Raw genomic sequence first — 18,958 nt, 5'->3', positions numbered from 1 at the left:
GGCCATTCAGGAACGGAAGCTACTCCCGTTTGCGCGTCACGGCACGCTGCAGCAGCACGAACACGAGCAGGATGCCGCCGGTGATGATCGTCGTCATCTCGGGAGGGATGCCGCCGTCTCGCGTGATGAGCACGTTCATCAGGCCGAGCACCAGCGCACCGACCACCGACCCGAGCACATAGCCGTAGGCGCCGGTCAGCACGGTGCCGCCGATGACTGCCGCCGCGATCGCGTCGAGCTCCCATCCGATGCCGGTGATGTTCTGCGCGGTGCCGAGTCGCGCGGTGTAGAGCACCGCGGCGAGACCTGCGAGGCCGCCGCTGATCACGTAGACGAGCACCTTCGTGCGGTGCACGGGCAGGCCCATCAGCAGGGCCGAGCTCTCGGAGCCGCCGATCGCGTAGACGGTGCGCCCGGTGCGGGTGCGGTGCAGCACGAAGAACGCGGCGGCCACGACGATGACCGCGACGATCACCGCGGGAGTGATCACGAGGTCGTTGACCTTGGGCCCGTCGATGATCTTCAGCTGCGTGCCGATCCAGCGGATCGGGGACTCCTCGCCCAGACGCTCGGGCTTGGTGCTGAGCAGTGAGGCGAGGCCGCGCCCGAGGAACATCATCGCCAACGTCGCGATGAACGGCTGCACGTTGAAATACCGGATCAGCACGCCCGAGACGATGCCGAAGAGAACGCCGATGCCGATCATCGCGACGATCACGGCGAAGGCGTTCCATCCTTCATTCGAGAGCATCACCCCGGCGACCGACGAGACGGCGATGATCGACCCCACCGAGAGGTCGATGCCGCCGGTGAGGATCACGAAGGTCAGCGCAACCGCGAGAACGATGAGATGCGCGTTGTTGATGAGCAGGTTCGACACGGTGTTGAACTGCAGGATGCGGCCGTAGGCCACTTCACCGAAGATCACCATGCCGACGAAGATGACGACCGAGGCGATGGTCGGCAGCACCGACGGGTTCGCCGTGATCATGCGTCGCGCGCGGTCGACGAGGGTCTCTGTCGCGTGCGGGGCCGGGGCGGCGGTCATGACGCTCATGCGGACACCTCTTCCTTCGAGACGATCTGTTCGACCGGTCGGGTCTTGCGACGCGAGCGGAACCAGCTGCGCACCCGCTGCGACTGCAGCAGGCACAGGATGACGATCACGATGGCCTTGAAAGCAGGGGTCGCCGACGACGAGACGCCGAGATACAGCACGGTCTTGTCGAGTGTCGCGATGAGCAGCGCACCGACGAACGCACCGCTGAGCGAGAACTTTCCGCCCGCGAGCGATGCCCCGCCGATCACGACCGCGAGAATCGCGTCGAGCTCGAGCTGGTATCCGGTGCGGGAGATGTCGACGGTCATGACGCTGCCGACCGACATGATGCCCGCGATCCCGGCGAGGATGCCGCTCATGATGTACGCGGTGAGCAGCAGGCCCTTCGGCTTGATGCCCGCCATGCGGCTGGCCCGGGGGTTGATGCCGATCGCCTCGATCATGAGACCCAGCGCGCTGCGCCTGACGACCCAGCCGACGGCGATCACGATCAGCACGGCGAGGATGAACACCACGGGGATGCCGATCACGAAGCCGTTGGCGATCCACCGGAAGGCGTCGTTGGAGGCTGTGGTGTTCTGTCCGCCCGTGATCACCTTGGCGATGCCTCGTCCGGCGAGCATGAGCACGAGCGTCGCGATGAAGGGCTGCAGACCGACGTAGGCGACGAGGATGCCGTTGACCGCTCCGAGTATGCCGGTGATCACGAGCGCGAGCCCGACCGCGGCGAGCGCAGCCCCGAACGAGTCGCCGGCGGCGCTGAGGAACTCCATCGACACCGCCCCGGCGACCGCCATGAGCGATCCGACCGAGAGGTCGATGCCACCGGTGGCGATGACGAGCGACATCCCGATGGCGATCATCATGATCGGCGCCGCCTGGCGAAGGATGTCGATGAGGTTGCCGACGAGGTTGCCGTTGTTCGGGTTGATCGAGAGCGCGAGGTACGTCGGGTCCTTGATGACGTTCAGCGCGAGCAGCGCGAGGATCGCGACGATGCCCCAGAAGAACGGCTTGTGGATCAGGTCCCGCCAGAGGGTGGTGCCGGCTGCCGCGGTCATCGCGCCGCCTCCTTGTCAGTCGTGTGGCCGATCGTATCCGGCAGTGAGCCGTCGGCGTCGTCGAGCGTGTCCGCCGCGGCATCGACGCCGTGTGCGGCGATCACATCGACGATCACCTGGGCGGTGACGTCGGGGCCGTTCTGGATCTCGCCGATCTTGCGGTGGTCCTTCAGCACGACGATCCGTTCCGAGAGCCGGACGACCTCTTCGAGCTCGGACGAGATGAACACCACGGCGACGCCGTCTTCCGCGAGCTCAGCCACGGCCTCCTGGATCTCGGCCTTCGCTCCCACGTCGATGCCGCGCGTGGGCTCGTCGAGGATCAGCAGCTCGGGCTGTGCGGCGAGCCACCGCCCGAGCAGCACCTTCTGCTGGTTGCCACCGGACAGGTTCTTGATCATCCGATCGGGGTCGGCCGGGCGGACGTTGAACTGCGCGATGTAGCGGTCGACGAGAGCATCCTGTTCTTTGCGGCTCATCGGCCGCGCCCAGCCGCGCTCGGCTTGGACTGCGAGGATGATGTTCTCGCGCACGGTCAGGTCTGCGATGATCCCCTCGTCGCGTCGATTCTCGGTCGAGAAGGCGATCCGGCGTGGAAGCGCGTCAGCGGGAGAGCGCAGCTCGACGTGTCGTCCGTGCAACTCGATCGCGCCCTCGTCGGCGCGGTCGGCCCCATAGAGCAGTCGCGCGAGTTCTGTGCGTCCGGACCCGAGCAGGCCGGCGAAGCCGACCACCTCTCCCGGACGGATGTCGAGGTCGGTCGGCTCGACCGCCCCGCGCCTGGCGATGCCGGATGCCGAGAGCAGTGGCTTCTCGTCGGCGTCCCGCGGCGCGCGACGACGGTTTCCGCCCAGAGACTTCAACGTGTCGAGGTCTTTGCCGATCATGGTCGAGATCAGTGCGTGCCTGTCGAGGTCACGGGTGAGGTACTCACCCTGGTATTGCCCGTTGCGCAGCACCGTCAGCCGGTCGCTGATCGCGTAGACCTGGTCGAGGAAGTGCGAGACGAAGAGGATGGCGACGCCCTGATCGCGCACCGATCGGATGACCGCGAAGAGACCCTCGACCTCGGCGGCGTCGAGGCTCGACGTCGGCTCGTCGAGGATGAGCACCTTGGCCTTGATCGCCATCGCCCGACTGATCGCCACGAGCTGCTGCAGAGCGATCGAGAGAGTGGAGAGCGGCTTGCGTGTGTCCAGGTGTCCGAGTCCGAGACGCTCGAGGGCATCGGTCGCGGCGCGATGAGTGGCTGTCCAGTTGATGCCGAACACGCCTCTCCGTTCGTGCCCGAGCATGACGTTCTCGCCGATCGAGAGGTTGGGGGCGAGGTTGACCTCCTGGTACACCGTCGAGATCCCGGCATCCTGCGCGTCTCCGGCGCCGGCGAAGCTGCGCTCGGCGCCCGTGACGACGATCGATCCGGAATCGATCGGATAGACGCCGGTCAGCGCCTTGATGAGAGTCGACTTTCCCGCGCCGTTCTCTCCCATGAGCGCGTGGACCTCGCCCTGGAAGAGGCGAAAATCGACCCCGTCGAGGGCTTTCACTCCGGGGAACTCGATCGAGATGCCCCGCATCTCGACGATGGGCAGTTCTTCGTTCATGCTGTCTCTCCGTCCGGGAGAGCCCGGGTGGCGCAGGAATCTGCGCCACCCGGGCTCGATGCCGGATCGCTCCGGCGTCGGCGTCGGTGCTCGGTCAGTACTTGCGGTCGGCCAGCACGGCCTGCGCCGCCTCAGCGGAGTCGAACGCCTCACTGGGGACGACGATGTACGACTCGACGTCTTCGCCGGCGAGCGCCTTCTCGACGACCTCGAGAGCGGTCTCGCCGAACAGCGGGTTGTACTCGTGCACGTAGCTGAGCTGACCGTCGGCGAGCGCCTGCATGGCGTTCTTCGTGCCGTCGATCGTGGCGATCTTGACGTCTTCTCCGACGACGAGTCCGGCCTCTTCCGCAGCCTGAGCTGCGCCGAGACCCATCTCGTCGTTCTGCGCGAACACCAGCTGGATGTCGTTGCCCGAGGCCTTGAGCATCGTCTCGAAGACGCTCTTGCCCTCTTCCGCCGACCAGTTCGCGGTCTGCGCGTCGAGCTTCGTGAGCGAGGAGTCGCCGAGGCCCTCGTCGAAGCCCGTGTTGCGCTCGTTCACGACGCCGACACCGGCAGGCCCCTCGAGCACGACATAGTTGCCGCCGTCGGGGAACGTGGCCGCAGCCCAGGTGCCGACCTCCTTCGCGACCTCGACGTTGTCGGGAGCGATGCGGGTCACATACAGGCTGTCATCGTCGGGCTCGATGCCGCGGTCGAGCAGGATCACGGGGATCTCCGCCTCCTGCGCGCGCTTCAGCGAGTCCTCCCAGCCCGACGCCTCGGTCGCCGAGAGCAGGATCACGTCGACACCCTCGTCGACGAAGGAGGTGAACGCGTCGATCTGCGACTTCTGGTCGAGGTTCGTGGCGGGGGCGTACTTGAGCTCATATCCGGCTTCCTCCGTGAAGGTGTCCTGGATGTTCTGCTCGTTGGCCTCGCGCCATGCACCTTCTGGGCCGACGGCCACGAAGCCGACGGTGGTGATCTCCTCCGAGCCGCCGCCGTCGCCGCCGCCGGAGTCGCCCGTCGAGCAGGCCGCAAGGCCGATGGTGAGTGCGCCGACTGCTGCCAGGCCGAACGCGACGCGGATGCGCTTCTTCGCGGACATGATTCTCCTCCTTGAGACGCCGGTAGTCACTCCGGCAACGGTGGACCGGTCGTGGTCCCTGTCGTGATTGCAGGACTGCGGCATCGCAGGTCCTGCCGCGATGTTACCGGGAACAATTTCTGGAACACAAGAGGTTCTGACGAAATCAGCGTTTCTAATCGGTCTCGATTCTGTTACCGATCACAGTCCGCTTGTCAGACTCAGCTCGGCCGCGATCATCTCGACGACCGTGTCTACGGTCACACCCGGACCGTTGCTGAGCTCGCCGATCTTCTCGCGGTCCTTCAGCACGATGATGCGATCGCTCAGCCGCACGACCTCTTCGAGCTCTGACGAGATGAACACGACGGCCACGCCGTCTCCGGCGAGCTGGCTGATGCGGCGCTGCACCTCGACCTTCGCCGCGATGTCGATCCCCCGAGTGGGCTCGTCGAGGATCAGCACGTGAGGGCGCACCGCCAGCGCCCTGGCGAGAAGCACCTTCTGCTGCGTTCCCCCCGACAGGAGGCCGACGGGACGGTCGAGGTCCGCGGGGTCGAGGTGCAGCGCCTCGACGTAGGTCTCCACGAGACTCTTCGACTCGGCGTGCGAGAGAGGACGAGTCCATCCGCGCAGCGCCTGGAGCGAGAGGATGATGTTCTCGCGCGCAGTGAGGTCGCCGACGATGCCCTGCGTTCCGCGGTTCTCCGCCGAAAGGGCGATGCGATGCCGCAGCGCGGCAGAAGGGTTCTTCAGCTGCACCTTCTCGCCGTCCACCCACAGCTCGCCGCTGTCGGCACGCACCGTGCCGCCCAGCAGAGAGGCGAGCTCCGTGCGTCCTGAGCCTCGAAGCCCCGCGAGGCCCACGATCTCACCGCGCTGGACCTCGACATCCATCCGCTCCAGCTCGCCGCGGCGACCGAGACCGGACGCCTGCATGGCCGGCTCTCCGTCGTACGCGTAATGGTGCGCCTTGCGCTCCGAGCCGAGCGCTCTGAGGCTGTCGATGTCCTTGCCCAGCATCTTCGAGATCAGGTCGGCTCGGTCGAGATCGCGCGTCGCGTACTCGCCGACCCGTCGCCCACCGCGCAGCACCGTCATGCGGTCGCTGATCGCGAACGCCTGCTCGAGGAAGTGCGAGATGAAGAGGATCGCGACACCGCGCTGCCGGAGGCCTCGGATGACGCGCATGAGCGTGGCGACCTCGGCGACGTCGAGGCTCGACGTGGGCTCGTCGAGCACGAGCACCCGCGGCTCGTCCACGACTGCACGGGCCAGCGCGACCAGCTGCTTCTGCGCGGGCGTCAGCATCGACAACGGCGTCTTCGGGTCGAGGTCGTCGAGTCCCAGCCACGCCAGCGCCTCACCGGCATCCGCCCTGGTGCGGCGCCAGTCGATGCCGAAGTGCCCGCGTCGCTCCCTGCCGAGCATGACGTTCTCAGCCACGCTGAGGTTCGGGCTCAGCTGCGCCTCCTGAAACACCGTCGCGATGCCGGCCGCGCGACTGTCGGCGACTCCCGAGAATCGGCGAGCCTCGCCATCGACGAAGACCGTCCCCTCCTCGGGTGCGAGCGTGCCGGTGATCACCGCCACGAGCGTCGATTTTCCTGCGGCGTTCTCACCCATCACGGCGTGCACCTCGCCGGGGAACAGTCGGAAATCGACGTCGTCGAGTGCGCGCACGCCGGGGAAGTCGACCGTGATGCCCTCGAGCCGCACCACCGGCTCGGGACCACGGTCGAGTGTCATCGCAACTCCCGGGGAGCCGCGGAGGATGCGCGAGCCACGAGCTCGGTCGGGATACGGGTGAGCGCCGGGATGTCGCGCCCCTCGATCGCCGCACGCAGCATCTCGACGACCGCGCCGCCGAGCGCGCCGAAGTCCTGGCGGACCGTCGTCAGCGGCGGCAGGAAATGCCGGGCGAGCGGCACGTCGTCGAATCCGACCACGCTCAGGTCCGTCGGCACCTCGAAGCCCCTGTCGTGCAGTCCGTGGATGAGACCGATGGCCATGTCGTCGTTCGCGGCGAAGATCGCGGTGTAGTCGGGCAGACGCGTCAGGCCCTTGGCGAAGTCGTACGCGAAGTCGGCAGACCAGTCGCCGACGACGATCGGTCGTTCGCGGATGCCCCACGACTTGGCCCGCGAGTGGAAGGCGCGCTCGCGAGCCCTCGCGTCCAGCCAGTCCAGGGGGCCCGCGAGATGCAGGATGTCGCGGTGTCCGAGCGCGACGAGGTGGTCGACCACCAGTGTCGTGCCCGCGTGCTGGTCGATCGACACCGTCAGGAAGGTCGGATCGGCGTCGGCCTTCACCACGAGCATCGGCACCGTGATCGCGATGCGGCGCAGAGCCGCGACGGACGACGAACGGGGCGCGATCACGCAGAGCGCATCGACACCCTGGGTGACGAGGTTGTCGACGGCCTCCTGCGGCGACAGCGCATCGCCCTCATGGAGCGCGATCGGTGTGACCGAGTACCCCGCCGCACGGGCGGAGAGTTCGACCGCACGCAGGATGCTGGTCGGGCCATGGGCCACGGCGCTCTCGACGATCACGCCGATACGACGTGTGCGCTGCGTGGCGAGTGCGCGGGCGACCATGTTGGGCCGGTAGTCGAGCTCTTCGATCGCCTCGAGCACACGCCGCTTGGTGTCGGGCTTGATGTTGGGGTGATCGTTGAGCACCCGCGACACCGTCATGTGCGAGACGCCAGCGATGGTGGCGACCTGACGGATGTTGGGCTTGTCTGAACCGACGTTCGCCATGCACACCTCCGTCGGCCAGGCCTCGGAGAATGTTACCGAGAACACCCCCGGACCTGCAATGGATGACGGGCGACCCGCCCCTTCCTTCGGCGCGGCCGGAAGGAAGAGGCGGGTCATTAGAAGGTCAGGCACTGCCGACGGGCGGCGTCCTCACCTCAGTCCGTCCCGATCTCTGCGACTCGGACTGATCTGCGGCGCCGGACCCAGAACGCGGATCCGAGGGCCAGCAGGATCGCGCCGAGCAACGCAGCCATCAACGATCCGCTCGCGTCACCGCCGGTAGCGGCCAGCGACCCACCGGTGCCGTCGCCTCCTCCGCCGGAGGATGAGCCACCGTCGGTGCCGCCACCGGAGACCCGCGTGACGGTGATCGGCAGTCGCGCGAGCTCGGTCTCACCATCGCGGAGGATGATGTGGTGCAGACCGGCTGTCGCATCTGCCGGGATCACGACGGTGGCCTCGATCTCGCCGCCTTCGACGGCGACCGTGGCGAGCGCCCGGTATGTGCTGGCGATGCCGATCTCGACCTCGTCCGCTGCCACACCGGCAGCGGTGACGGTGACGGATCCACCCGCCGCGACCTTCGACGCGGAGAGTTCAGCGGTCAGCTGCGATCCCGGGCCGTCGTCGACCGTGTCGAACGACCAGTTGTCGACCTCGAACAGGTCGACATCCGCGCCGAGGCCCTCGGGTCCGGCGAAGACGAAGAACACATCGTGCTCGCCCGTGGCACCGGTGACCTCGGCTTCGACCGTGGTCCACTCTCCGACCGTGCCGTCGACGGGGATCTCCGCCACGACGGGGCCGTCGACGTCATCCAGACGCACCTGGATGCTGCCACCGGCGACCAACGGCTTCACCTTCGCAGACACCTTCTGGGCGCCGGAGCCGAAGTCGACACCGGAGATGCCGGAGAAGTCCCCGTCATCGATGCCCGAGAGCACCATGTTGCCCGAACCGTTGTGCTCGGGGAACTCGACCGAGGCGGCATCCGTCTTGGCCGTGGTGATGCCCAGCTGCCAGGCCAGCGTCTCGGCCTCGAAGGTGCGGTACGGATCGAAGCTCTCGACCTGTTCCACGCCCGCCTTGGTTCCGACGATCGGCTTGATGGTGCCGTCCTGGTTGAACTCGAGCTTGTCGATGTGGACCGAGCGGTATCCCTGTGTCGCGCCCGGGGTTCCGAGAGCCGACGCCCACGCCGCCCCACGCGTCTGCGCGTGGTAGGTGAAGTAGGTCTCGCCCTTGTAGGTGAACATGTCGGAGTGGTTGTTGCCGCCGTTGCCCGCTCCGAAGAACGTGCCCTGGTTCTGGAACGCCACGCCCGCGTACTCCGAGGAACCGAGCTTCATCGGGTCATCGGTCATCATGTACGCGATCGCACCGCGCGACGGGTACTGTCCCGGCGCCTCGTTCACCTGGAAGTTCGACGAGTACGAGTAGTAGTACTTGCCGTCGCGCTTGAACATGCTCGACGCTTCGAACATGCCGGGGGCATCGATCTCGACCGGGTCGCCGTCGAGGGTGACCATGTCGTCCTTCAGCTTCACGACACGGGTCGACTTCGGGTTCTGCGGCCCCTGCACGTTCGGCGCGGTGCCGATCTGCGAGTTGCCGCCGAAGTACAGGTAGCCCTGGCCGTCGTCGTCGATGAACACCTCGGGGTCGAAGAGCCACATGCCTGCCGGGAATCCGCCGTCGGCGATGTAGTCGCTCGACACGGTGTCGGGGATGATCTTCTTGCCGAGCGGATCCACCCACGGCCCGAGGGGCGACCCGCCGACGACGACCGCCGTTCCGGTGCCGCTGTCGCAGAAGTACAGATAGACCTTGCCGTCCTTCTCGATCGCCGCCGGAGCCCACGAGTTGCGGGCCCACGGGGCAGCGCCGCCCTCACGAGCGATCGGCACCGAGCCGTGGTCGACCCAGTTGACCATGTCGATCGTCGACATCACGTTGAGACGCGTGATGCCGCCGTAGCCGTTCGACTGTGTCGGCAGGCCGTTCTCGTCCTTGCTGTTCAGGTCGTACTGCTGGGTGTCATCGGTCGAGTAGATGTACAGGCGACCGTTGTAGACGAGGTGGTGCGGGTCGGCGCCGAACTTGTGGCCGACGAGCGGGTTGTGGTCGCCGATCGGCTTGGTCTGCACCTTCTCGAGGCTCGTGAACGCGGGCACTTCGGGCGCATCGGCGATCTTGACGAGCGAGAGTTCGTCGACCGAGAAGTCCTGCAGAGCCTCGGAGCCCCAGGGAGTCTCCACGAACAGCCATCCCGCAGCGACGTGCCTGGCCTCGGCCGTGAACTCCTGCGAGAAGGCGCCCCATTCGCCCTTCGTGAACGTGTGCCCGTAGTCGGCGCATCCGTTGAAGTTCGTCGGGCAGAAGGTGAAGTTGAACTGCTGGGTGGCGTTGCCCTCGTCGTACTTCAGTTTTCCGGTGAGGCGGTACGAGGCACCGAGCTCGATCTTGTCCGCGACACTCGCAAACGGGCCCGACTGGGTGTTCTCCCGGCCGGTGACTTTCAGGGAGTGCGCGCCGCTCGCCGCGTCGTCGCTGAGAGCCAGCGTGCCACCGCGGGTGTTGGTCCACCCGGTCAGGTCCGAGACGAAGCGGCCGTCAGGCAGGAGGTTGCCCGGCACCGCCGGCGGCTCGACTGCGGCGGACGACCCGCCGTCCGTCGTCAGCGACACGTCATCGATCAGAAAGGACTGGACGTCGGTGTTCCACGGCGTTTCGACGAAGAGGATGTCGTAGTCGGCCGTCAGGGGCGAGAAAGTCCTCTCGAGGGTGGACCACTCGCCGGCCGTTGCCGTCGCCGAGACCACCACGTCACAGCGACTGCGCGATGACGTGCACAGAACGACGTTGAAGTCCTGCGTGGCGCGCCCGGCGTCGAACTTCAGCGAGAGCGAGAGGTCATAGGACTGATCCGTCTTCAGCAGTCCCGTCACCGTGGCCGTGGGGCCCGACTGGAAACTCGAGCGGTCGCTGATCGCAAGAGCCTTCGCGCCCGTACGGGCGTCCGCGCTCTCCGTGAGCGTCCCTCCGAGTGGCGCAGACCATCCCGACAGTCCGCTCTCGAAAGTGCCGTTGTCGATGATGCTCACGGGAGCGGCGAAAGCCGCCTCCGGTGCCCCGGCGGCGGTCACGGAAGACGCGACGAGCGCCGCGACCCCCAGAATCGCTGCCGGAAGCGAAACGGACCGGCGGCGCCGATCGACGGTTCTCAGATGTGGTTTCACGTGTTGCTCCTTGCGGGTAGGTCTCGCTCGAGGGCGCGCCGGCGCGAACGCGCGCCAGGCCGCTTCTTCTGCGAAGAGGCCGTGGACGCTGCTGTCTCGAGCGAAGGTGGGATAGCGACCGACAGCGTCTTCGCAGCAGCGGATTGCCGCGGCGCGCGTCAGTCCCCTTGTGGGGTCGATGTGATTCGGGAATCGAGGAGTGCTGCAGCAGCGATCCGCGCCTGGGAAGAGCGGACGGATGCGGTTCCTCGGTCTGCCGGCGTCCTGGAGGCAGAAGCCTCAGGCGCCGTTCTGCCGGCCGGGACTCACCCCGCTGGCACCGGCGCTCAGTGCGCCGGTCGAGGTTCTCTCATAGCCGAGTGCAGCACGGGAAGGCGTCGTGTGGCGCGGTGCGCGACCCGATCGAGATGGACACAGATGACGCCGTTCATGCACTCTCCTCCTTGAGATACCGAGGTCGCGAACACGCTGCCTCAGTGGCTCCGAACGGAGCCGCGACGATTGCTGTCACTCGGATGTTACCGGTAACAGAATTTGGAACGCAAGAGTCTTCGTCAATCCGTGACCGATCGCCCCTACGGGAGCCCAGCGGGGGCTCCGACGGGCACCTCGCGCCGAACAGGGGCCCGTACCTACAGCCCGAGGCGCTCCAGGTACGGGTTCACTAGGCGACGCTCGGGGTCGAACCGCCGCGCGAGGGCGGCGAAGTCGTCCCATCGCGCATAGCGCGAGCGCACCTCTGCGGCATCGAGAGTGAAGACCTTGCCCCAGTGCGGGCGGGCGGTGGCAGGCAGCAGCGCCTCGAGGGTGGGCAGGAACGCGCGCACGGCCGCCTCGTCGGGCTTCCAGGTGAAGTGGATGCCGACGGCATCCGTGCCCTGCGACGAGCTCAGCCAGAGGTAGTCGGGGGCGACCGTGCGGATCTCGTTCACGAGCAGCAGCGGCGCGATCTGGCCGGCGAGCGTGCGCACCGCCTGGATCGCGGCGACCGCGTCGGCGCGCGGCACGAGGTACTCGCTCTGGATCTCGGCGCCGGCCGACGGCGTGAACTCGAGCTTGAAGTGAGCGAGGCGCTCGAACCACGGCCCCGGCTCACCGAGCTGCTCGGTGCAGGCGACAGGATCGACGCCGAGGATCGGATGCCGCTTGCTCGTCGCCGGCTCCGCGCCGAGCCGCTCGAAGAGGTCGTCGCGGACGAGCTCATGCGCCTCGGGGTGGCGCTGCTTGACCCAGATCTGGTCGGCGATGTCGGTGCGCGTCCAGGTCGAGAAGATGCTGACGCTCGTGCCGATGCCCGTGACCTCGTCGAAGTCGGCCAGGATCGCATCCCATGACGGATGCTCGAACACATGCTGCGCCACGTCGTAGGTCGGCTCGACGTCGAGCGTGACGTCGACGACCGCACCCAGGGCACCGAGGCTGACGACCGCGCCGTCGAAGTCGTCGTCACCGCGTGAGAGCGTCCGCATCTCACCGGCCGGGGTGATGATTGTCAGCGCACGCACCGCGGTCGCCAGCGACCCGGTCGCGTCGCCCGACCCGTGCGTCCCCGTGGCCACGGCCCCGGCGATCGAGATGTGCGGCAGCGAGGCGAGGTTCGCGAGGGCCAGTCCCTCCGCCCCGAGCCGCGGCGCGATGTCGCCGTAGCGCAGCCCTCCCGAGACGCGCACGGCGTCGCGGGCGTCGTTGATCTCGAACACCACCGGCATCCGGTCGAGCGCGACGAGCACCCCGTCGGTGTCGGCGATGTCGTTGAAGCAGTGCCGGGAGCCGAGCAGGCGCACCGGCCCGCCCTCGGCGAACAGCGCACCCAGCTCGTCGATCGACGACGGGTGCTCGACCCGCCTCGCCCGATAGGTGAGGTTCCCGGCCCAGTTGCGTTCCATCGGATCGGCACTCCTTCGTCGCTCGGCGGTCATCCCGTCGCAGTCTATGCGCGCTCAGATCGACGAAGACAGGATCGCCTCGAGCCGCTCTCTGCGCACGCAGTTCTCGAGGGCGAAGGCGTCGGCGAGATCGGCCGCCTCCGCAGGGGTGACTCCCTCGAACGCGTTCGCGTAGTCGGCCACCATGGCCTCGGCGAGCATCACGTGCCGCACGTGCCCGTGGATCCACCGTCGCGCGCCCCACGGGAACGGCGCGAAGTCGGGGAACTCCGTCTCGAACAGCTTCTCGATGGGGTCGAGGATCCCGCGCACCCCGGCATCCGTCGATCCCCAGGAGTCGACGCCGAGGCGCGCCTTCTTCTCGAGGACCGGAGCGATGCGACGCATGTACTCCGACGTCGGGTCGGCGCTGACGGCACCCTGCAGGCCGATGTCCTTGTAGGTCCACAGCGCCCAGCTGGCGTCGTGGCGCGAGAAGATCTCGAGCTGATCCTCGAGCAGTCGATAGCGCTGATCGTCGCGGTCCGGATCGCCGGTGTAGACCGGCCCGAACTCGCCGACCCAGATCGGCGTTCCCGTCTCGCGCATGTAGGCGGTGCGCGCGAGGAACGTCTCCTCGACTCGATCCCGATCGATGTACTGACCGCGGCTCACGCCGGGGTAGGGACCGCCGTCGACGAACCCCGGCAGCGCGTAGTCGTGAGCGGTGTACACGCAGTTCGGCAGCGGGTCGCCCAGCTGATCGAACTGGGTCGAGTACCGATTGCCGTCGAGGAACAGGATGTGCTCCGGATCGACGGCCCGGATCGCGGCCTCCAGCCGCCGGTAGAAGGGCCCCACCGTTGCGCCCTCCGCATCGGCGGGCTCGTTGATCGGGTTGTATCCGGCCACCCAGGGGTTGCCCCGATACCGCTCCGCGATCTGCTCCCAGAGATTCACCACGCGGTCCTGGAACTGACGCTGCGCCCAGAAGTGCGCCCACTGCGTGGGGTTGTCGCTGTGCCAGTGCTGATTCTGGGCACCCGGAACGGCGTGCAGGTCGAGGATCGCGTAGACGCCGTGCGTCGCGCAGGCGTCGACGGCCCGGTCGAGAAGAGCGAAGCCCTCCTCCTTGATCACGAACGGGTCGGCGTCATCCTCGAAGTGGCGGTAGTTGAACGGGATCCGCACCGAGTTGAGCCCCAGGGATCGCACGTGCGCCGCATCCGCCTCGGTGAAGAAGACGGACAGGAACCGCGAGAAGTAGCTCTGGTAGGCGTCTTCTCCGAGGACTCTCAGCAGCGCTCTGCGGTGCTGAGTCTCGGTTCCGGCGTAGCCGGTGATGAAGTTCTCCATGTTCATCCACCCGCCCAGCCCGAAACCGCGCAGCAGCACCGGCTCTGAGCCCTCGACGATGCGGGTGCCGTCGACCCGCAGGATCTGCGGATCGACACTCGCGCCGGTCGCCGCGCTCACCGCGCCGTCACCGCCGTCCAGGACACGGCGGGGAGCGTGATCGAGATGGCACCGTCGATCACGCGCGCGGTGGTGTTCTCCCGCATCCCCACGCGCTCCGGGTCCTCGAGGGTGTTGCGGGCGTGCATGTCGTCGTCGTGCAGCGACTGCGCCGAGGTCACCTGCACGTCACCCAGACGGCTGACGTCGATCTGCACCGTGATCTCCTCGGTCAGGCTGCGGTTGACGAGGAAGACCGCGGTCTCGCCGGTCTCCTCGTCATGGGTCGCGACGGCGTCGACGAGCGACACGTCGCCGAAGACGTCGGATGCGTACGTCGGAGCTTCCAGGCGCACCTCGAGCGCCTTGCCTCTGGCGAGTCGTGAGGTGATGGCGAACGGGAAGAACGTGGTCTGGCGCCACGAGATGCCGCCGGGCTCGGTCATGATCGGTGCGATCACGTTCACGAGCTGGGCGAGGCTGGCCGCGGTCACACGGTCGGCGTGACGGAGCAGCGAGATCAGCAGATTGCCGAACACCACGGCATCCACCACCGAGTACGAATCCTCCAGCAGCCGAGGCGCGACCGGCCAGTCCGTGGCATCCGTGATCTTCTCCACGTCGTTGAACCGCGACTGGTACCAGACGTTCCATTCGTCGAAGGAGATGTTCAGCGTCTTGTCGCTCCGCTTGAGCGCCTTCACATGGTCCGCCGTCGCCACGACGACGTCGATGAACCGGTCCATGTCGACCGCGGAGGCGAGGAAGCTCGCGTAGTCGTCGCCCTTCGGCTCGTAGTACGCGTGGCAGGAGATGAAATCGACCTCGTCGTAGGTCTCCTCGAGCACCGTGCGCTCCCAGTCGCCGAAGGTCGGCATCGAGGCGCTGGACGATCCGCAGGCGACGAGCTCGAGATCGGGATCGATCATGCGCATCGCTCGCGCGGTCTTGACGGCCAGGCGGCCGTACTCGTGAGCGGTCGAGTGCCCGACCTGCCACGGACCGTCCATCTCGTTGCCCAGGCACCACATGCGGATGCCGTAGGGCTTCGTCCTGCCGTTCGCGATGCGCTTCTCCGACAGGAAGGTGCCGGAGGCGATATTCGTGTACTCGAGCACGTCGAGCGCCGACTCGATGCCCCGCGTGCCGAGATTGACCGCGTACATCAGCTCGCTGCCGACTCCCTCGGTCCATGCGGCGAACTCGTCGAGGCCGATCTCATTGGTCTCGGTCGAGTGCCAGGCCAGATCGAGGCGGCGGGGACGCTCCTCGCGGGGTCCGACTCCGTCCTCCCAGCGGTATCCCGAGATGAAGTTGCCGCCGGGGTACCGGATGGTCGACACCCCCAGCTCCTTGACCAGCTCGACCACGTCACCACGGAAGCCGTCGGCGTCGGAGGTCTCGTGGCCCGGTTCGTAGATGCCTCCGTAGACGCAGCGTCCGAGGTGCTCGACGAACGAGCCGAAGAGTCGTCGGTTGATGTCGCCGACCGTGAAGTGCGGGTCGATGGCGAGACGGGCGTTGATCATTTTCACCTTTGCGTGGAGAGGATGGAAGTCGGTCACGGCCCTGGCCGCTACTTGAGACTTCCGATGGAGAGGCCACCCTGCCAGTACTTCTGGAGGGTGAGGAAGGCGATGACCAGGGGGATCACCGACACGAGGGAGCCGAGGATGATGACGCTCCAGAGCGACGTTCCTCCGGAGTTGTTGGCCGACGCGATCCCCTGCCACATGCCGATGCCGACCGTCACGGGGTAGAGCCGGTTGTCGGAGAGCATCGCCAGCGGCAGGAAGTAGTTGTTCCACGACGCGACGACCGACAGCAGGAGCACGGTGACGATCGCCGGGCGCATCAGGGGGAGGGAGACCTGGACGAACGTGCGGATCTCGCCCGCCCCGTCGACCCTGGCGGCGTCGAGGAGCTCGTCCGGCACCGCGTCGCGGGTGTAGATGTTCATGAGGTAGACGCCGAACGGGTTCAGCAGCGTCGGCAGGATCACGGCCCAGATCGTGTTGGTCAGACCGAGCTGCGAGAACAGGATGAACGTCGGGATCACCAGCGCGGTGGCGGGGACCATGACCGAGCCGAGCAGCACGGCGAAGCTGAACGAGCGGCCGCGGAATCGGAACTTCGCGAACCCGTACCCGGCCATCACGGCGAGCACCGTCGCGCCGACGCCGCCGACGACCGCGTAGAGCGCCGAGTTCAGGAGCCAACGGAGGTAGATGCCGTTCTGGTACGTGAACAGGTCGACGAGGTTGCCCCAGTAGTCGATGTTGTCGGCGAACCACAGCGAGCTGCCGCCGCCGAAGAGGCCGGCGGCGTCCTTCGAGCTGTTGACGATGACCCACCAGAACGGGACCAGGAAGTAGACGACCAGGAACCCGAGGAGCACCTGGAGCGGGAGATGGCGTTGACGCGCCGTGCGACGGGTGTCGTTGAGGGTCGTCATGACAGGATGCTCCCGCGCTTTCGGGTGATGAACATGAAGAGGTAGACGCAGACGAACACCACGGCACCGAGGGCGAACGAGATCGCCGATCCGTAGTTGTAGTTCGCCAGAGCGAAGGCCTGCTGGAACGCGTACATGTTCGGAGTGAGATCCGAGGGGATGGCGCCCGAGGCCAGATACCGCAGGATCTGGGGCTCGTTGAAGAACTGCAGCGTGCCTATCAGCGCGAACACGAGGATGAGCAGCAGCGCGGGCGCGATGAGCGGGATCTTGATCCGCAGCGTGATCTGCCATCCGGTCGCGCCGTCGATCTTCGCGGCCTCGTACAGGGTCGGGTCGATGCCCTGAAGGGCTGCGTAGATGATGATCATGTAGTACCCGGCCCACTGCCACGTGACGATGTTGAGCAGGCCGAAGAAGATGAGGTCGCGGCTGAGGAGATCGGGGCCGACCGCCCCGAACATCCCGAAGATCTCCGCGACGGGTCCGAAGCTCTTGCTGTACAGGAATCCCCACATGAGCGCGCCGATGACCGCCGGGATCGCGTACGGCAGGAAGATCATCAGCCGCGAGAAGCGCGCGAAGCGGGTGACGACGGCATCGAGGATCAGAGCGACCCCGAGCGATACCACCATCTGCAGAGGGATGAGCACGGCCGAGAACACGACGACGAACCAGATGCCGTCGAGGAAGTTCGGGTCCGTGAACGCCTTGATGTAGTTGTCGAAGAGGACGAAGCTCGTCCCGCCGATCAGCTTCTTCTGGAACAGACTCAGGTACAGCGCGTAGAGCAGCGGCGTGACGAGCAGCGCGACGAACACGATCGCGAACGGGGCGACGAAGGCCCAGCCCACATGTCCTCGTGCGGATGCGCCTCGTCGCCGAGGGCGGCGGGTGGCCGCCTTCGGACGTGTGGCGATTTCGACGGTCATCTGAAGACTCCTGTGATGAGGGGAAGGGAGGACGGGACGGGTCGCCCGCGGGTGGGGCGACCCGTCTCGCGGGATCACTTGACGGTGAAGCCCTGCTCCTCCGCGTACGTGACGATCGTCTCCTGCAACGCGTCAGCGGCCTCGGACCCGGTCACGGAGCCCTCATTGATCGCTGCGAGCTGCTCGTTGAACGCATCGAAGTAGTACGCGCCGAACGGCGTGTACGTCATGCCCTCGTAGCCGTTGGCCGCCGGGACGTAGACCTCCTTGTTGGCGAGCTGTCCGTCGAAGAACGGCACCTCGTAGTTCTCGAACTCGGGCGAGTTGAGGGCCTTGAGGTTCAGCGGGAAGATGACCTGGTTCTGCCAGCCGTCCGTGAGCGACGCGTCATCGGCGTAGACGCCGAGGGCGACCTTCGCCGCGAGCTCGGGGTTCGAGGCCTGGCTCGTCACCGAGAAGGCGGATCCGCCCCAGTTCACGTACGTCGGGTCGGCGGCGTCCCACTGCGGCAGCGGAGCGGTCGCCCAGACTCCGGCATCCTCTCCCTCGCCGACGCCGGCGCCGGTCAGGTACCCGGGGGCCCACGCGGCGGAGATGTAGGTGGCGTAGTCGCCGCCGATCACGCCCGATACGTACTCGGGGGTGAACTGGTCCTGCGTGCCGACGAGTCCCTTCTCGACCAGCCCGTCCCAGTAGTCCAGCACCTTCTTCGATGCGTCGTCGTTCAGGGTGACCGAGATCTCCTCGGGAGTCGCGGAGTCATAGGTGAACGGCTCGGCGCCCGCCTGGTACTGCAGCGCCATCATCACCGCGGGCACGTTCGCTCCGAGGTCGCCGAACAGCGGCCCACCCGCGTCCTTGACGGTCTGCGCGGCGGCCTCGTACTCGGCCCAGGTGGTCGGAGGCGTGATGCCGTAGGTCTCGAAGATGTCCTTGCGGTAGATCATGCCCATCGGACCGCCGTCGACGGGAACGCCGTAGACGCCCTCACCGACGGAGACGTCCTTCCAGGCGCCCTCGCTGTAGTCGTCCTTGACGTCCTCGTAGCCGAACGACGAGATGTCGACGATCGCCTCCTGCACCTGGAAGGTGGGGATGCGGTCGGCCTCGATCATGATCACGTCGGGCGCGCCGGTGCCCGCGGTGATCGCGGTCTGGAACTTGTCGTACTCGTCGCCGCCCTGGCCGACGTTGGTCCAGCAGACCTGGACGTCGTCGCTCTGCTCGTTGAAGTTGTCGACCACGAGCTCCATGTTCGGATACCAGGCCCACATCGTCACGACGGGCAGGTCGTCCTTCTGGATCTTGTTGGTGCAGTTGGTGGCGTCGCTGCCGCCGCCCTCATTCGTGCCGCCGTCGCCTGCGCACGATACGAGCGCGCCGGCCACGACGAGAGTGAGTGCCGCAGCGAGTAGTGGCTTGGTCTTCACTGTGTTTCCCTTCGGATGCT

At 66.9% G+C, this 18,958-nt stretch carries 13 protein-coding genes; all 13 read right to left on the bottom strand.

Annotated features, from left to right (window positions below; genetic code table 11):
- Positions 1-19: 19 nt before the first annotated feature.
- The gene (locus ACQ4LY_RS07755) at positions 20-1,057 is read right to left on the bottom strand and encodes an ABC transporter permease (protein ID WP_431075443.1); all 1,038 of its coding nucleotides are present in this window, start codon (positions 1,055-1,057) and stop codon (positions 20-22) included.
- Positions 1,054-2,121, bottom strand: coding sequence for an ABC transporter permease (locus ACQ4LY_RS07750; RefSeq protein WP_431075442.1), 1,068 nt, complete (start codon positions 2,119-2,121; stop codon positions 1,054-1,056). The genes ACQ4LY_RS07755 and ACQ4LY_RS07750 overlap by 4 nt, the downstream gene beginning before the upstream one ends.
- Positions 2,118-3,725, bottom strand: a complete 1,608-nt coding sequence (locus ACQ4LY_RS07745) for a sugar ABC transporter ATP-binding protein (protein ID WP_431075441.1) — start codon at positions 3,723-3,725, stop codon at positions 2,118-2,120. The genes ACQ4LY_RS07750 and ACQ4LY_RS07745 overlap by 4 nt, the downstream gene beginning before the upstream one ends.
- 94 nt (positions 3,726-3,819) lie before the next feature.
- Positions 3,820-4,818 carry a substrate-binding domain-containing protein gene (locus ACQ4LY_RS07740; RefSeq protein WP_431075440.1) on the bottom strand — a complete coding sequence of 333 codons (999 nt, stop codon included), beginning with the start codon at positions 4,816-4,818 and terminating at the stop codon, positions 3,820-3,822.
- Positions 4,819-4,998: 180 nt separating this feature from the next.
- Positions 4,999-6,546: a sugar ABC transporter ATP-binding protein gene (locus ACQ4LY_RS07735; RefSeq protein ID WP_431075439.1), complete on the bottom strand. Its 1,548-nt coding sequence runs from the start codon at positions 6,544-6,546 to the stop codon at positions 4,999-5,001.
- On the bottom strand, positions 6,543-7,562 hold the full coding sequence (locus ACQ4LY_RS07730; protein ID WP_431075438.1) for a LacI family DNA-binding transcriptional regulator: 1,020 nt from the start codon (positions 7,560-7,562) through the stop codon (positions 6,543-6,545). The genes ACQ4LY_RS07735 and ACQ4LY_RS07730 overlap by 4 nt, the downstream gene beginning before the upstream one ends.
- Before the next feature lie 155 nt (positions 7,563-7,717).
- A complete protein-coding gene (locus ACQ4LY_RS07725; protein ID WP_431075437.1) occupies positions 7,718-10,801 on the bottom strand; it encodes a carbohydrate binding domain-containing protein in 3,084 nt (1,027 codons plus the stop codon).
- A gap of 632 nt (positions 10,802-11,433) precedes the next feature.
- A complete protein-coding gene (locus ACQ4LY_RS07720) occupies positions 11,434-12,687 on the bottom strand; it encodes a D-arabinono-1,4-lactone oxidase (protein ID WP_431075436.1) in 1,254 nt (417 codons plus the stop codon).
- A gap of 54 nt (positions 12,688-12,741) precedes the next feature.
- Positions 12,742-14,142, bottom strand: a complete 1,401-nt coding sequence (locus ACQ4LY_RS07715; protein WP_431075435.1) for a glycoside hydrolase family 5 protein — start codon at positions 14,140-14,142, stop codon at positions 12,742-12,744.
- Entirely contained in the window at positions 14,139-15,650 is a 1,512-nt protein-coding gene (locus ACQ4LY_RS07710; protein ID WP_341955554.1) for an alpha-N-arabinofuranosidase, read from the bottom strand. The genes ACQ4LY_RS07715 and ACQ4LY_RS07710 overlap by 4 nt, the downstream gene beginning before the upstream one ends.
- A 47-nt stretch (positions 15,651-15,697) precedes the next feature.
- Positions 15,698-16,576, bottom strand: a complete 879-nt coding sequence (locus ACQ4LY_RS07705) for a carbohydrate ABC transporter permease (RefSeq protein ID WP_341955555.1) — start codon at positions 16,574-16,576, stop codon at positions 15,698-15,700.
- Positions 16,573-17,508: a carbohydrate ABC transporter permease gene (locus ACQ4LY_RS07700; RefSeq protein ID WP_431075434.1), complete on the bottom strand. Its 936-nt coding sequence runs from the start codon at positions 17,506-17,508 to the stop codon at positions 16,573-16,575. Before ACQ4LY_RS07700 ends, ACQ4LY_RS07705 begins: the two co-directional genes overlap by 4 nt.
- Before the next feature lie 74 nt (positions 17,509-17,582).
- Complete coding sequence (locus tag ACQ4LY_RS07695) at positions 17,583-18,938, bottom strand: ABC transporter substrate-binding protein (protein ID WP_431075433.1); 1,356 nt, start codon at positions 18,936-18,938, stop codon at positions 17,583-17,585.
- Positions 18,939-18,958: the final 20 nt, after the last annotated feature.

Origin of the sequence: Microbacterium phyllosphaerae (genome assembly GCF_050628115.1) — a bacterium.
GTDB classification, from domain to species: Bacteria; Actinomycetota; Actinomycetes; order Actinomycetales; family Microbacteriaceae; genus Microbacterium; species Microbacterium phyllosphaerae_A.
The sequence above is the reverse complement of the archived record's forward strand: the minus strand, read 5'-3'. Positions and strand labels throughout refer to the sequence as shown.

Coding starts and splice junctions, on each gene's coding strand:
- ACQ4LY_RS07755 (WP_431075443.1), bottom strand. CDS start 1,057: ATGAGCGTCATGACCGCCGCCCCGGCCCCGCACGCGACAGAGACCCTC.
- ACQ4LY_RS07750 (WP_431075442.1), bottom strand. CDS start 2,121: ATGACCGCGGCAGCCGGCACCACCCTCTGGCGGGACCTGATCCACAAG.
- ACQ4LY_RS07745 (WP_431075441.1), bottom strand. CDS start 3,725: ATGAACGAAGAACTGCCCATCGTCGAGATGCGGGGCATCTCGATCGAG.
- ACQ4LY_RS07740 (WP_431075440.1), bottom strand. CDS start 4,818: ATGTCCGCGAAGAAGCGCATCCGCGTCGCGTTCGGCCTGGCAGCAGTC.
- ACQ4LY_RS07735 (WP_431075439.1), bottom strand. CDS start 6,546: ATGACACTCGACCGTGGTCCCGAGCCGGTGGTGCGGCTCGAGGGCATC.
- ACQ4LY_RS07730 (WP_431075438.1), bottom strand. CDS start 7,562: ATGGCGAACGTCGGTTCAGACAAGCCCAACATCCGTCAGGTCGCCACC.
- ACQ4LY_RS07720 (WP_431075436.1), bottom strand. CDS start 12,687: ATGGAACGCAACTGGGCCGGGAACCTCACCTATCGGGCGAGGCGGGTC.
- ACQ4LY_RS07710 (WP_341955554.1), bottom strand. CDS start 15,650: ATGATCAACGCCCGTCTCGCCATCGACCCGCACTTCACGGTCGGCGAC.
- ACQ4LY_RS07705 (WP_341955555.1), bottom strand. CDS start 16,576: ATGACGACCCTCAACGACACCCGTCGCACGGCGCGTCAACGCCATCTC.
- ACQ4LY_RS07700 (WP_431075434.1), bottom strand. CDS start 17,508: ATGACCGTCGAAATCGCCACACGTCCGAAGGCGGCCACCCGCCGCCCT.